This is a genomic window from Sphingomonas hankookensis (assembly GCF_022664465.1).
Classification (GTDB): Bacteria; Pseudomonadota; Alphaproteobacteria; order Sphingomonadales; family Sphingomonadaceae; genus Sphingomonas; species Sphingomonas hankookensis.
Map to the genome: position 1 here is coordinate 239496 of NZ_JAKREV010000005.1, position 13985 is coordinate 253480.

Annotated in this window: 19 protein-coding genes; 2 read left to right on the forward strand and 17 right to left on the reverse strand. The window is 70.9% G+C overall.

Features of this window, described 5'->3' with window-relative positions; all coding sequences use genetic code 11:
* The first annotated feature begins 108 nt into the window (after positions 1-108).
* Positions 109-888, forward strand: a complete 780-nt coding sequence (locus MF610_RS14470; RefSeq protein WP_339328535.1) for a DUF5829 family protein — start codon at positions 109-111, stop codon at positions 886-888.
* Here MF610_RS14470 and MF610_RS14475 read toward each other — a convergent pair.
* The 17 genes from MF610_RS14475 to MF610_RS14555 form a co-directional block, all read right to left on the reverse strand.
* Entirely contained in the window at positions 885-1694 is an 810-nt protein-coding gene (locus MF610_RS14475; RefSeq protein ID WP_242198679.1) for an APH(3')-I family aminoglycoside O-phosphotransferase, read from the reverse strand. The two genes, MF610_RS14470 and MF610_RS14475, sit on opposite strands and share 4 nt — an antisense overlap.
* 121 nt (positions 1695-1815) lie before the next feature.
* Positions 1816-2931 carry an OmpA family protein gene (locus MF610_RS14480; RefSeq protein WP_242198681.1) on the reverse strand — a complete coding sequence of 372 codons (1116 nt, stop codon included), beginning with the start codon at positions 2929-2931 and terminating at the stop codon, positions 1816-1818.
* A gap of 107 nt (positions 2932-3038) precedes the next feature.
* Positions 3039-3539 (reverse strand): DUF2793 domain-containing protein, encoded by a 501-nt coding sequence (locus tag MF610_RS14485; RefSeq protein ID WP_242198686.1) that lies wholly within the window; start codon positions 3537-3539, stop codon positions 3039-3041.
* The gene (locus tag MF610_RS14490) at positions 3536-5662 is read right to left on the reverse strand and encodes a phage tail protein (RefSeq protein ID WP_242198689.1); all 2127 of its coding nucleotides are present in this window, start codon (positions 5660-5662) and stop codon (positions 3536-3538) included. The genes MF610_RS14485 and MF610_RS14490 overlap by 4 nt, the downstream gene beginning before the upstream one ends.
* The gene (locus MF610_RS14495; protein WP_242198692.1) at positions 5659-6036 is read right to left on the reverse strand and encodes a C40 family peptidase; all 378 of its coding nucleotides are present in this window, start codon (positions 6034-6036) and stop codon (positions 5659-5661) included. Before MF610_RS14495 ends, MF610_RS14490 begins: the two co-directional genes overlap by 4 nt.
* Entirely contained in the window at positions 6033-6815 is a 783-nt protein-coding gene (locus MF610_RS14500) for a DUF2163 domain-containing protein (RefSeq protein ID WP_242198696.1), read from the reverse strand. Before MF610_RS14500 ends, MF610_RS14495 begins: the two co-directional genes overlap by 4 nt.
* The gene (locus MF610_RS14505; protein ID WP_242198699.1) at positions 6812-9100 is read right to left on the reverse strand and encodes a DUF2460 domain-containing protein; all 2289 of its coding nucleotides are present in this window, start codon (positions 9098-9100) and stop codon (positions 6812-6814) included. Before MF610_RS14505 ends, MF610_RS14500 begins: the two co-directional genes overlap by 4 nt.
* 3 nt (positions 9101-9103) lie before the next feature.
* Positions 9104-9652: a tail tape measure protein gene (locus tag MF610_RS14510; protein ID WP_242198702.1), complete on the reverse strand. Its 549-nt coding sequence runs from the start codon at positions 9650-9652 to the stop codon at positions 9104-9106.
* On the reverse strand, positions 9645-9836 hold the full coding sequence (locus MF610_RS14515) for a phage tail assembly chaperone (protein ID WP_242198705.1): 192 nt from the start codon (positions 9834-9836) through the stop codon (positions 9645-9647). The genes MF610_RS14510 and MF610_RS14515 overlap by 8 nt, the downstream gene beginning before the upstream one ends.
* Positions 9833-10144, reverse strand: coding sequence for a GTA-gp10 family protein (locus tag MF610_RS14520; RefSeq protein ID WP_242198708.1), 312 nt, complete (start codon positions 10142-10144; stop codon positions 9833-9835). The genes MF610_RS14515 and MF610_RS14520 overlap by 4 nt, the downstream gene beginning before the upstream one ends.
* Complete coding sequence (locus MF610_RS14525; RefSeq protein WP_055788005.1) at positions 10141-10548, reverse strand: phage major tail protein, TP901-1 family; 408 nt, start codon at positions 10546-10548, stop codon at positions 10141-10143. The genes MF610_RS14520 and MF610_RS14525 overlap by 4 nt, the downstream gene beginning before the upstream one ends.
* A gap of 295 nt (positions 10549-10843) precedes the next feature.
* Entirely contained in the window at positions 10844-11224 is a 381-nt protein-coding gene (locus tag MF610_RS14530; protein ID WP_242198726.1) for a DUF3168 domain-containing protein, read from the reverse strand.
* A complete protein-coding gene (locus tag MF610_RS14535) occupies positions 11221-11424 on the reverse strand; it encodes a hypothetical protein (protein ID WP_242198730.1) in 204 nt (67 codons plus the stop codon). Before MF610_RS14535 ends, MF610_RS14530 begins: the two co-directional genes overlap by 4 nt.
* Positions 11421-11915 (reverse strand): head-tail connector protein, encoded by a 495-nt coding sequence (locus MF610_RS14540; protein ID WP_242198733.1) that lies wholly within the window; start codon positions 11913-11915, stop codon positions 11421-11423. Before MF610_RS14540 ends, MF610_RS14535 begins: the two co-directional genes overlap by 4 nt.
* Before the next feature lie 75 nt (positions 11916-11990).
* Positions 11991-13022, reverse strand: coding sequence for a phage major capsid protein (locus tag MF610_RS14545; RefSeq protein WP_380870562.1), 1032 nt, complete (start codon positions 13020-13022; stop codon positions 11991-11993).
* Between the two features lie 79 nt (positions 13023-13101).
* Positions 13102-13479, reverse strand: coding sequence for an HK97 family phage prohead protease (locus MF610_RS14550; RefSeq protein ID WP_242198754.1), 378 nt, complete (start codon positions 13477-13479; stop codon positions 13102-13104).
* Entirely contained in the window at positions 13467-13775 is a 309-nt protein-coding gene (locus MF610_RS14555) for a DUF6127 family protein (RefSeq protein WP_242198773.1), read from the reverse strand. Before MF610_RS14555 ends, MF610_RS14550 begins: the two co-directional genes overlap by 13 nt.
* A gap of 38 nt (positions 13776-13813) precedes the next feature.
* On the opposite strand from MF610_RS14555, the gene MF610_RS14560 reads away from it, so the two are divergent.
* Positions 13814-13963, forward strand: a complete 150-nt coding sequence (locus MF610_RS14560; RefSeq protein ID WP_242198775.1) for a hypothetical protein — start codon at positions 13814-13816, stop codon at positions 13961-13963.
* Positions 13964-13985 lie beyond the last annotated feature (22 nt).

Consider the following 13985-nt stretch of genomic DNA (forward strand, 5'->3'; position numbering starts at 1 on the left):
CGCCGCGTACCCCGCAGGCTGGGCCCAACGCGCTTCGTCGCGCACTTCCTCCCGATTGCGACCCTGACCGCGGCTGTACCGGCCACCGCCCGCCCCGGCTTAAACCATATCTATCTCGTCCTCGACCAGCCGACCTTCGATGCGATGCGCGCCGATCCGGTGGTTTCGACGCTGCTCGGGGCACCCGATGCCGGCCTGCCCGACTATGCCGCACCGCCGGTTGCCACCGACCGCGTCTTCCTGCGCGGTCGCCAAAGCTATCTCGAGCTGTTCGCGCCCGGGAACCGCTTCGACGAACCGGTCGGCAAGGTCGGCATCGCGATCGGAGAAGATGACGGCCGGCGGTTCGATGCACTGACCCTTCGCTGGCAAGCCTATTGCCCCCTCCGGTTCAGCCGCGCCACCGTTGCGTGGACCCGCCGCACGCCCCCCGTTCCGTGGTATGATTCGATCCATTGCAACGACACCGCCACCCGATCCGACCTTGCCCTTTGGGCGATGGTGTACCGGCCCGACTTCGTTCGCTGGCAGCAACCCGACCTGACCCGGCCATCCGTCCGGCGCGCAGCGGTGCTGGCGCCACGCCGCGGGCGGTTCGACGTCTCCGGCATCGCGCTCGCCGTCTCGCCTGCGCAGCGCGATGCCATCGCCCGACAGTTGCACGCAGCCGGTTTCAGGCGCCATGACGCCGGCGCCGTCACCCGCCTCACCGGTCGCGACTGGACGGTCACGCTGCACCCGGGAACCGGGCGGATCGTGCTGCGGGCGATCGACCTTCGCTGGACCGGACGGGCAACGATCGATCGCGTGCTGGGCTCGGCAAGACTGACCAGCGACCGCCCCAGACATGCGACGCTCCGCTTCGCCACCGCACGGCCGGGCGCCTAGAACAGTTCGTCCAGCAACAGGTGGAACGTCGTTTTCACCTCATCGGGCGCCGCGATGCCATAGGCTGCGAGCATCCGCGCGACCAGCGCCGCGTCGAACTCGCCGAGACCATTCGCCAGGATCGCCAGGTCCTGATAGCGATCGGCGATCCCGACCCGCCCCAGATCGATACAGCCCATCACCTCGCCATCCTGCACCAGCAGGTTGTCGAGCGAGAAATCGCCATGCGTCACCACTGGATCGACCGCGAGCGGCAGATGCGCGGCGAGCGCCTCCCATACCTGATCGGCACTCCACCCGGCCCGCGCATCGTCGAAATCGTCTTCGTCGACCGAACCCGCATCGATCCGCGCGCGGGCGAGGTGCATTCGATGCGCATGTCCGGCATCGAACGGACAGGCAGCGACGGGAATCGCATGCAGCCGCCGCAGGAACCGCGCCAGCGCATCGACCACCGCACCACGTTGTTCGGGCGCGCGATCGAGTAGCTGCCACGCGGTCTCACCCGGCAGCGCCGTCGTCAGCAGCCACGCCGCATCGGGCGTTGCCGCGAACGCCACCAGCTTCGGTACCGGCAGATGCGCCGCCAACCAGCGCAGCCGTACCATCTCCGCCACGATCTCGTCGGCGACCGCGCCTTCGCCATGTTTCAGGAACAGGTCGGGCGCATCGCGCCGACCGGACAGGCGATAGACCGCCCCGCCCGATTCGCCGACGCCGTCGCGCGCCCACCGATAGTCGCGCACCGCCTCCGCCAGTCCCGCCGGCACCGCGACCGGCGCACAGGGTGTCTCCCGCTTCCCCATGACTTGGCTCCGTTCCTTCGTCCCACGCCCCGGTGCCGCACGCCCGGGGCCCGAACAAACGAAAAGGGAGGCCGGTTGCCCGACCTCCCTTCCGAAATTCTGCTTCCGTAGGAAAGCTGAATTACATGCCCGAACCCGGACCGTACGTGATTTCCACGCGACGGTTCTGCAGTTCGCGGACGCCATCGGCGGTTTCGACGCGCGGACGGCCTTCACCGAACGCTTCGGTCGAGATGTTCGACCCGCCGATACCACGGCCTTCCATGTACGCACGGACCGCGTCAGCGCGACGCTGCGACAGACCGACGTTGTACGAGGCCGAACCCGAACGGTCGGCGTGACCGGCCAGCATGACCTGCGCGTTGCCGCACGACTGGTAGTTCGAGATGGCATTGTCGAGGATCCCGGCCGCTTCCGGCGTGATGTCCGACTTATCCCATTCGAAGAACACGATGTACGGTCCCGGCGTGCAGACGACCGGCGGCGGCGGCGGCGTTTCGACCGGCGGCGGCGGCGGCGGCGGCGTTTCGACCGGCGGCGGCGGCGGCGGCGGGGTCGGCGCACCGAAGTTGAAGGTCAGGCCACCCAGCAGGCTGTGCGACCGGAAACGACCGTCATAGCCAACGCCACGAACGTTCACGAGGCGAACGTCATCGGCGTTGAAGAAGCGATACTTCAGCGACACGTCGACGTTTTCGCTCAGCGGCGCGCGGATACCCGCCAGAGCCTGCCATGCGAACACGGTGTCCGAGTCGTCGAGCGCCGCAAAGTTGTTGTTGACACGATAGTCGTGCGCCTTGACGCGCGCGACACCGGCACCGCCGCCGACGAAGCCGCTGATGGCATCGTCATCGCCGAAGTCGAGCAGGGCGTTCGCCATGAACGACAGCGCCGAGGTACGGCCACCGCCGCTGTAGGTGCCAGCACCCACGCCGGTCGTCGGGCCGGTTGCGATCGAACCGGTGGTACGCAGTTCGTCGACGGTCGCGCTCTTGTACGCAACTTCGGTTTCGATGCGCAGGGCACCGAAATCGTAACCCACAGTGCCACCGACGTCGTAGCCATAGTTGCTATCGACGGTGGTGACGCCGCCGGCCGGCGTGGTCAGATCGTAATCGATGTCTTCGACGATCATTGCGCCGCCTTCCACACCCACATACCACGCGTTGTCGCGGGCGAGGGCGGGAGTTGCGAGCGCAGTGGTCGCGAGCGCCAATGTGACGGCAAGCTTCCGCATTCTAGTCCCCTTTCACAGTTGTCCTACGGACAGCGCAAACCAAGTATCGAAGCGTTAGTTTCCACGCAAGCGCACAAATTCTGTGGTGTTGCAGGAAAGACACGGATTCAGGCCGCGATCAGCCCGTGGCCGCGTAACGCCGCCAGGATCGCGTCCAGCGCCGCCCGCGCCTCTTCGTCGCGCACGCCGCCGCCGGTGGGCGCGGCGATTGCCCCGCGCTGCGGTCCGACGACCCCGATGCCGTCGATCAGGATTTTCGTCGCACGCACCTCGCCGGGACGCCACGCTCCGCCGCGGAACACCAGCATCGTTTCGCCACCGACCCACCACAGCGACATCCCTTCGCGCGGCATGACGAACCGCCATCCACCGTCGGTCATGCCGGCGACCTGTCCCGCCTTCCCGGCCCATATGCCGCCCGGCGCAGCGCCGACGATCCAGCATTGGCCGGGCTGCGCCGCGGCGGGCGGCGTGTCCTGTGCAACGCCCTCGACGCAACCATGCAACAGCAGGTCGATCAGCGTAAGCGCCTCGTTATGCGTCATTTCCTTTTGCGCCTGCGCAATGTGCAGCAGCGGCAGCGACAGGCGGCTGGTCTCGTCGGTCATCGCGTCATCTCCGGTCGATAATGGAACAGCGCCGGTGCCGATGCGCCGTACGTGCCGATCTGGCGCACCTCGATGGTCAACGCCCCGTCCGTCGGCGCGATCGGCCAGTGCGGCTCGGCCACCTCGATCGTCCGCACGGCCCGCTGCGCAGTGGTCAGCGTCAGCCGATATGCCTCGCGCTCCTCGCCCAGCGGCGTGTCGATCGCATCGCGCCACGGCGCCGACAGCCGGCTGCGACGGACCCAGCGCAGTTCCGCGCGATCGCCATCATGGCTGATCGACACATGCACCGGTGCGGGCGGCACCGTCGCCCAGCCGCGCGGTACGATCGTCGTCGTCGCCCTATCACCCTCGACGATTCCCGCCGCCATCACCGCCAGCGTCTGTCCGATCGGTCCCGGCGACTCGACTCGGCGGATCGTCGCCGGGTCGAGCAGTGCGAAGTCTTCGCCCACCTGGTGCCCGGTCATCGCGCTGCCCCGCCGTCCGCGCCACAGCCGCGACAGCCGCCAGCGCGCCGGCCCGATTCGCTGCGCGCTGCCGAACTGCACTATCTCTGCGCCGACCAGCGCCGCATTGCCGCCGCGGTCGAGCGCGACATCGTCGATGCTCTCCAGCGTCATCGCGTCGTGCAGCAGTTCGACCTCGATCACGCTCGTGCGATCCTCGATCATCGCGCTGCCGGGGCCGGGCGGCAGCGTCACCTGCCCCAGCACCCCCGGCGCCGCCGTTTCGCCGACCTCGCTCCATCCGCTCGCATCGTCACCGACCAGCAACGTCGCCCGCCGCCAGCCGGACGCCGTGCCCACAGCGATCGCGCCGATCCACGGCCCACCCTCGCCACTGTCGGACGGCAGCTCGACCAGCAGCAGGCGCGTCGCGCCGGTCGTGACATCGGCCGCCAGCTGCGGCGTACCGATCGCTGCCGGCGCAGGCAGCGTTGCGGGGGCGATCCGCACCAGCTCCAGCGTGATCCGCATCGCCTCGATCCGTGTCCGTCGCACGCGCCACAGACCATCGGCATCCGCCAGCGTCACCCGGTCGCCCGGCGCCACGTCGATTGCGCGCCAGTCGAGCGCCACCGTCCGCACCTCACCCGCCAGCGCCGCGCGCGCAGCGACGTCGCCCGCAATCCCCGCCGCCACTTCCGCGGTCATCGCCGCGGGCAGTTCGATTTGCAGCATCCGCCGCGCCGGCCCGCCGCGCAGCACCTGCTGCACCCCCGCCTGATAATCGCGTGCAATGTCGTGATAGGCGATCGCGACGTCGGCGGGCGTCGCCGGCGGCCGTTGCCAATCGGGCGCATCGCCCGGCAGCATCGCATCCGACAACCGGCGCGCCGGCCCCATGCCGCTGCGCAGCGCGACCCGGTCGCCCTGCGTCGCGTACCAGCCGCCCAGCGGCTCGACCAACGCCTCGATCGCATCGCGGCCCGCCGCCCCGCTGGCCGCATAGCCGCCGAGCATTGGCCCGCCCGCCTCCGCGACGATGGCGCCTGCACCCAGCACCTCGACGATCGTTCCCGCCGCGACCGACCCCGCATCGGCCTCCACCTCGAAACTCAGCGACGGAATACGGTTCCCGAAATCGGCGAGCGCCAGATCCTCGAACACCGCATAGGCGATCCCGCGATAGGCCGGGGCGTTGCCGGTACCGACGATGCTTGCGATCAGCGGATCGGGCATCTGCGCCTCGTCGCCCGGATACCAGCGGAACCCGGTCCGCGTCTTCCAGTCGCCCGCCGCCCCGCGCAACAACTTGCCTTCGGCCCAGATGCGCCCGATGCCACGGATCGGTCGCCCCGACAGAGCGACCGCGAACGACGCCGAATAGCTGTAGCGCGTCGTCCTGCCCGTCCCCTTGCCCCCGGTCGTCGTCGCCGATTCGCGCAGGTCGGTGGCCCAGATCACCGTCCCCGCCACCCGCATGCGGCCGAACAGCTTCGGTATCTGCGTGCCATAGCTCGACAGCTGCACCTGCAATTCGGTCAGCCGCGGCCCCTGTCGCGCGCGCGTCCCGAACACCGCGCCGTCGATCGCGCGTCCGGCCAGCCCGCCCAGCGCCGCCCCGACCGGCCCCGCCACCGCCTTGCCCAGCGTGGTCAACACCATCGTCGCCATCATGCCTCTCCCGATCGTCGCCACATCCCCAGCACCGGCCACGGCGGCGCCCCCGGCCGCTCGACCACGCACCGGCGGATCGCATCGGCATGGATCATGCCGTCCCCGGTCGACAGCGCGAGGTGCAACTGCCCCGGCCCGCTCGCCAGCAGCAGCACATCGCCCGCCGCCGCGTCCGCCGTTTCACAAAATCCGTTGTGCCTCAGGACCAGAGCGATCCGCCCCGGATCACCGCCCCGCGCGGGATACGCCCCCGGCACCGCGACCCCATGCGCCCACGCCACCAGCCCGACGCAATCGAACCCCGCCTCGGGACAGCGCCCCTGCCGCCGGAACCGGCACCCCAGCGCCGTTCGCGCCCGTGCGACCGCGTTCATCCGCCGGGATAGCGCGTCAGCAGGTCGATCCCCGGCAGATGCGGTTCGCCGCGAAAGTTCGCGACATTGCCGAACCGGTCGCGGCACGTCGGCAGCGTCCCGTCGCACCCCTCGCTGATCTCGACGAGCGCGCCCACGCCACCGAAGCGCGGCGCCTGCTCCAGCGTCACGCCGTCCGCATCCGCCGCGACAATCATCGCCGCCAACCCGCTGTTCGCGCCCCCGATCCACCGCAGCCGCCCGCGCGCGAACCCCGCGCCCGCCGCCAGCGTCACCCTGGTGCCCTCCTGCCCGCTAACCCGCACCACCCGCCGCCGCCCCGCCATCGGCACGCGGCACCGCCGGTCGCCCAGCATCGCGCGGCATCCGGGCGAGGTCGCCTCGACCACCGGCGCCTCCAGCCGCGCTTCCGCCCCCAGCAGCTCGGCGGCGAACCGCCCGCGCCTGAGCTCGACCGCGCCGATCCGCCCGCTCGCGATCGACACCGGCGCACCGCCCGTGTCCCAGTCGACCGCGAACACCTCCACCCGCGCCCCGTCATAGCGCCCGGCCAGCAAATCCTCCGCCGACACCGCCGCATGCGACAGCGCGCCCTCGACCGCCATCACCGGCGCGTCGAGCGTATCGTCGCGCTCGATCGCCGAGGGCACCATTCCCGGCGCCGCCCGGTACGGCAGGCCGTCCACCACCACATCGCGGTCGTGCGCGGTCAACCCGATCGTCACCCCGTCGCGCCGCTCGATCCTCCAGCACCAGGTCAGCGTCGTCACCGCGCTCATGCCTCACGCACCTCGATCAGCGGCACGCTGGCGGCGATCCCCGCCCCATGCGTCGCGCGCGCGACCTGCAACCGGTCCTCGGCAAAGCGCACCGGCACGTCGAACGCGAACCCCGCCGTCACCGCCACACCCTTGCCCGGCGCGACATCGAGCAGCACGAAGCCGCCCGCCCCGACCGCAAACCCTTGCGTCTCCACCCCGCCGACGCCCACCCGCACGCTACCGGCGACCGGCCGGGTGATCCGCCGCACCATCTGTCCGTAGCGCTTCACCAGCGCGAACCGCGTCGTCACCCCGTCGCCGGTCCCGATCACGACGTCGCCGAACCCCGGCGGCATACCGGTCGCGTGGTCGAACGGGTCCTGCAACCGGAACGCCCGCGCCGGCCCCAGCCGCGCGCGAAAGAAATCGAGCAGCAACGCCACGTCCCCCTCCGACCGCACGCCCGGCCCGACATCGTACCGGGTGCGCGGCTCGGCCCAGTCGATGTTGCGCATCTCCGCACCCCCCGCCGCCACCGCGATCGCGGTCGACGTCTCGGGACACACTTCGGCTTCCGCGCCCAGCGCCAGCGGAAAGCGCACATCGTCGAACGCATCCATGTCGCGCTCCTCCTCCCAATAGGTGAACCCGTCGCGCAGCACCTGCGGCAGCGCCCAGACGAACGTCTCCGCCACGCCGCGCCCGCGCGCGACCTCCGCCGCCGCCGCGATCGCCCGCCACTGCCCGCGATCCTCGGGCCTGAGCACGAAGCCCGAAAAATAATGCTGTTCCGTCACCGGATAGCCCAGCCGCGCCCCCGCCGCCGCCACGCCCCGCGCGGTCGCCCCGGCATTGCCGGTCGCCGCCCAGTCGTAATCCTCCAGCTGCAACACATCGAACGCCGGCCGCGCCCACCCGAGGGGCAGGTTCGCGCGCTTCACCTCGGGACTCTCCGCATTCAGGATCGTCGGCAGATAGGCGAGCAGCAACGCCTCCTCCGCCCCCGCCGCCCGCGCCGCCGCCACCAACGCCGCGGTCGATCCGGCCAGCAACGCCCCCGCCCGATCGAGCAACGCCCGTTTAGGCGCATCCAGCGCCCCACGCACATCGTCGACCACCGGCAGCTCGCCGCCCAGCGCAACCTTCGCCGCATCGTCGTACAGGCAGATGCGATGATCGACCGTCACCCACCACCACGGCTCACCGACCTGAAACCGCCCGCGCCCGCCCGCCGCGCGCGCGATGCCGACGAACGCCCGCGCCACCTCCTGCAGATACGCCATCGCCCCCGAATGCGCCGGCGACAGCAGCGTCGACGGCGGCACCCATCCGGTCAGCGCCGGCGACCCATCCGCCGCCCGCTGCTTCCAGTCGCCCCAGCAATGCGCATCGAACAATTCGTAACTGAGCGACCAGATCGGATCGAACCCCAGCGCCCCGGCGCGCACCGCAAAATCGCGATGCCACGCCACGCACGCCGCGTTCAGCACGCCCCCGGCCAGCGACACGTACAGCCCGTCGCCCGACCGTTCGAGCCGGAAATAATGGCTCATCCCGACATAATGGACCAGGGCGCCGCGATACCCCAGCCGCAACGCATTGTGCAGCAACCGCGCCGGCGTCAGGTGATAGCTGTCGTCATAGCCGCTCGCGATCCGCAGCCCATGTTCGGGCACGACCACGTCGCCGATTGCCAGCACCGATCCCGGCCCGTCGCACACGATGCCCGCCATCTCGGCCCAGCCCTCGACCGGCGCATCCAGAAACCCGTCGCCCGCATCATAGCCCGGCGGCACCAGCGACACGAACATCCGGTCGACATCGCCCGCCCACACCGGCACCGCCTCGTCGGGCAGCCGGTATCCGCCCACCAAGGTCGCGAAGTCGATCGCGATTGCGGCATCCTCGGGACTGCCGGTGGCGTAATTCCACAGCCGCACATACCACGCCCGCGCCACCCCGTCCGCGTCGCGCCCCTCGATCGTCAGCACCGGGCCATGCGTCGCATCCAGCGGCCGGATGCCCTGCGATCGCCACCGGAACCGCAAGCTGCAATCGCGATAGTCGCGCGAAGTCTCATACCGCAGCAAGGCATGGTCGTGCCGGTCTTCCGACGCCCAGATCAGCCCCGCCAGATCGTCGCGCCGATAGAAGACGCAATCCACCCGCAGCGCATCCGCCGCGGTCGTCACCACCGACGCCATCATCGGGCGTGGAAAATCGACTGTCCAATAGACCGGATCGAAGCGCGACAGCACGCCCTCCTCCTGCACCATGCGGCGCTCGGCCAGCCAATGTCCCATGGTCTACGCCTCCATCAGCGCGGCGCGCACCGCGCGCGCGACCTGCCGGCTCGACTGTTGCAGCGCGCGCGGACCATCGCCGCCGGATGCGTTGACCGTGATCGCCACCCGCACCTCGCGCGCGCCTCCCGCCTGCGCCGCCACCACCTGTCCGCTGCTCGTCGGCACGAACAGCTCCGGCCCCCGCTCCCCGACCCAGTACGGCCGCGCCGGACTGACCGGCCCCCCAGTGGCCCGCCCCGGCGCACCGCCGATCACCTGCCCCAACAACCCCAGCAGCCCACCCGCGCCTCCGCCCGGTCGCACCGCGCCGATCACCGCCGCCGCCGCGATCTCGCCCAGCACCTTCAGCGCGGTGTCGCGCAGATCGTCGAACCCCAGCTTGCCGCTGCGAATCGCCCGCGCCAGCGTCGTTTCCACCGCGCGCCCGGCGCGATCGACCCCACCGGCGAACGGCCCGTCGAGGCTCGCCTGCATCGTCGCCACATCCTGTGCGAACCCGGCGGTGTCGGCGCGCACGCGCACGATCAGCCGTTCGATTTCCTCATCCATCGGGAAAACGCTCCTTCAATGTCGCGATCGTGGCGCGGTCGCACGGGTCGGGCGCATCGCCGCGCACCGCCTGCACCAGCGCCGCCAGTTCGGTGGGCGTCGCCGCCCAGAACACGTCCGGCGCCCAGCCGAACGCCACCCCCGCTTGTCCACCCATCCGGGCGGCGGCCTCGGCAAAGCTCACCGCCCCGCCAATATCTGCGCGATCAGGATTTTGAGCGCCGGGGTGGCCGCGGCGATCCCGCCCGCCGTCACCGCCTCGGCGAAATCGTCGCGCGACATCGGCGCCGCATCGCGCAGGCAATGCCACAGCAGCGCGACCAGTTCGGACAGCAGCAGCCCGCCCGCCGCCGCCCGATCGACCAGCGCGAACAGCGATCCGACTTCGCCCTCCGCCGCGACCAGCGCGGCAAAACTCGGCCGCAGCACCAGCGCCTCGCCGTTCACACGAATGCTCGCCTCGCCCCGCACGGGGTTGGCGGCCGGACTCATGCCGACACCACCGGACCGGACGATTCCAGCGCCAGCGTATAATTGCGCTCGCCATTATAATCGCCGGCATAGTCCAGCCGCGTGACGAGGAACCGCCCGGTCATCGTCTCGCCGCTCTCGAAGCTCAGCCGATAGTCGTCGATCACGCCCGACAGCGCATTGCCGCGCAACCGCACCTCCGCCGCCGACCCGGTGAACACGCCCGCCCCGCTGACGCTCACCGACCGCACGCCCGCCCCCGACAGCAATTCGCGCCACCCGCCCGAATCCTTGCTGGTGATCGCCACCGCCTCGCCATTGACGCTCAGCTGCGTGGTCCGGAGCCCCGCGACCGTCGCATAGGCCACCGGCACCGCTCCGTTCCCGATCTTCAACAGGAACGCACTACCCTTCTCCGCCGCCATCTCGCTTCTCCGTCGTTACCATCCGCCAAAAACCGTCACCCCAGCGAAGGCTGGGGTCTCCCCCCGCATCACGCACCACCTGCCAAACCCTCCCGTACCCCGCCGAAGGCCGGGGCCCAGTTGGGCGCCACCGCTAAAGGATCGAAACCGCCACCAACTGGACCCCGGCCTCCGCCGGGGTGACCGATCGGATGCAGCGCGTCCCACGCCCCCATCGCCAAATCCCTCTCCCTCTGGGAGAGGGAGGGAGCGGCGCAGCCGCGGAAGGGTGAGGGTGATGGTGAGGGTGAGCCCCTCACCCCGCCAACATCCGCACCCGAAACTCGACCGAGCCAACCCACCCGTCCCCCTCGCGCAGCACCCGGCCGCGCACGAACACGACGCTGACCACCTGCCATCCGGCCAACCCGGCCGGCGCCGACAGCACCGCCCCCTCCGCCACCGCCGCCAGCGCGCGCAGCCGTTCCGGCACCTCGCCGCCATCGAACAGCTGCACGACCACCCGCCCTTCGCGCCCGGCCGCATCCTTGGTGCCCCAGTCGGTCAGCACCGGTGTATCGACCACCACATAGGGCCGCGCCGAGCGCACCGGCGGCGCATCGAACACGCTCGCGTTCGTCAGCACGTCCCGCAGCCGCGCGACCAGCATCGCCTGCAACAGCGTCCCCGCGATCATCGCCCCCACCCCGCAATGTCGTGCAGCCGCGGATCGGTGATCGTCCGGCGCGTCAGCCCCCGTCCCGACAGCACCACGCTGTCATCGACCATCTCGACCGCCACTCCCGGCACGGCGTCCGCCGCCGCCGCGACCCGCGCGCGCACCACTGCCGCCCGTCCCCCGGCAACCGCCTCGCCCCGTTCCAGCGCGCCGATCATCGCTGCGCTCCCGCCAACCGCATCCGCCGCCACGGCCGCCACAGCGCCCCCACCGCTGCCGGCGGTGCGGCGCTCGCCGTGCGCGCGTCGAACAGGTGCGCGACCAGCAGCACGATCCCTTGCGCGACCGGCGCCGGCATCGCCTCCCACCCCGTCGCCAGCCCGGCGACGAAATGCACCGGCGCGGCGGACGTCATCCGCACCCATCCGGTGCCGTCGCCATCGATATCGATCGCATCGACCGGCAGGGCGGCGGTGATCGAGGTGACCGGCACCACCGGCAACGCGCGCCATTCGTTCGACGCCGCCATCATCGCCTGATGCGGCCGCGCGATCAGCGCGGTGCCGGTATAGGCCTCGGCCAGCGCCAGCGCGCTTGCCGCCAGCCGCTCGATCACCGCATCCTCGGCATGTCCCGTGATCCGCAGGTGATCGCGCGCCGCCGCACACACCCCCGCGATCGCCGCCGCCGGAAAGGGCGCTGCGCTCATAAGATTCTCCTGTTTGCTCCGCTCTCGCGGATGGGCCGGAACCGTCTCGGGGCGGGCGACGCCCGCCCCGACCGATCACGCCGCCGCGATCTTCAGCAGCTTGATCGCCTCCGAATTCATCACCGCTCCGCCGACGCGCTTGGTGGCGTAGAAATGGACGAACGGCTTGTTCGAATACGGATCGCGCAAAATCTGCGTCTCCGCGCGCTCGGCGATCAGATACCCCGCCTTGAAGTTGCCGAACGCGATCGGCGCGTTGCCCGCGGCGATATCGGGCATGTCCTCCGCCTCGACCACCGGATAGCCCAGCAGCGTGTCGGGCTGCCCGCCGGACAGCCCCGGCATCCACAGGAACGCGCCGTCCGCCGTCTTGAACTTGCGGATGCGCGCGGCGGTCTGCGCATTCATCACCCAGCACGCGCCCTGCCGGTACGCGCCGCGTAGCGCGTGCACCAGGTCGATCAGCCGGTTCTCGGGATCGCTACCGAAATCCGCCGCCGCCCCGCTCGGCACATATTGCAGCGTACCGAACGCCCGCGCCGCATCGCCGGTCGCGTTGCTGGGATAGTTCAGGAACCCGCGCGGCCGCCCCGTGCCGTTGCCGTTCACGAACGCCTGCCCCTCGGCCCGCGCGAACTCGCTGGCGATTTCATCCGCCAGCCACGCCTCGACATCGAACGCGGCATCGTCGAGCATCGCCTGGCTCGCCGCGGGATTGGCGTACAGCTCGCCCATCGGCGGTGCGATCTCGTTGAAGCTCGGCGTCGCCGTCTCCGGCCGCGCGCCCGCCTCGCTCGCCCAGCCCGACGGCGTCGCACCGCTCGTCACCAGCTTGCGATACCCCGCCGATCCCACGCTCACCACCTGGGCGATCGCGCGGATCGGGCTGGCGCTCTTCAGCGTCGCGCCGATCATCGCGTCGATCTCGCGCGGCACGGCATAGCCGCCGCCCGCATCGCTGGTCCCCGCGACCGCCTTGGTCTCCACCGTCGTCCCGCTGCGCACGAACGCGCCGAAGCCCTGCGCCGGCCCCGCCGCGCTCAGCATCGGCCGACCCCCGCCTGCCGCCACACCCGAAAAGCTGCCCGCCAGCGTCTCGATCGTCATACCCGTCATCCCCATAAAAAAGGGGCGCCGCACGCTCGCGACACCCCGGTTTGGAAAAGTTGTGCGGTCGTGCGACGGATCACCCGTCCTCGACCGCATGGATTCTGGCCAGCGGCTGCATCGGCCGCGCGACCACGCTGACCTCGATCAGCTCGGCCGCAGCAATCGTCCGCCACGCGCCCTGCCGAACGCGGGTCGCGCGGTAGCCGAACGACAGCCCGCCCAGCGCCCCGACCCGCACCAGCCGCGCCACCGCTTCCGCCTCGATCCGCCCGATCACGCCCAGCCCGCGCGCATCCTCGCCCAGCCACTCGACCGTCCCGATCGGATCGCCCCGGTGCTGCCACAGCAGCGGCACCGCACCGTCCGCCACCAGCGCGCCGGGCAGCACGACATCGCCGCCCCGGTCCGCCCGCCCGAAGATCGCCGCGTACCCTGCGAACCTCACCGCGCCCATTCGGGCCACCCGGTCTTGACCGCGATTCCGACCAGCAGCAGCGCGAACACCATCCGCATCACCCACGCGAACGCCGCCCGCACCGCCGACCGCTTCGCATCGCGCCACGCCTTCAACAGCTCGCGCAGCTCCTGCACGTCGCCCGCCGCCGCCGCATCCGACAGCCCGATCCGCGCCATCGCCCGTGCCGCGCCCAGTTCGCCCGCCTCTTCCGCGATCGCCCGCAGTGTCTGCAGGTCGGCGCCGTCGTCGGCCGCCTGCCCCATCAATTGCGCCAGCAGCCCCGTATCGCCCATCGCTTGCCTCCCGCTTGTCCTGACGCTAGCCCCACCCGGTGAGACCCCGCCTCCGCATCATCGCCGCCGCCTTCGGCGCCGCCCTCCTCGCCTTCACCTTCGCGCTGCCGTTCCTGAAGGGGAAACGCTGCCTCGACGCCGGCGGCCAGTTCGACCGCACGACGCTGGCGTGCAGCATGCCGCGTTGATTGCGGGCCGGCACCGCCCATC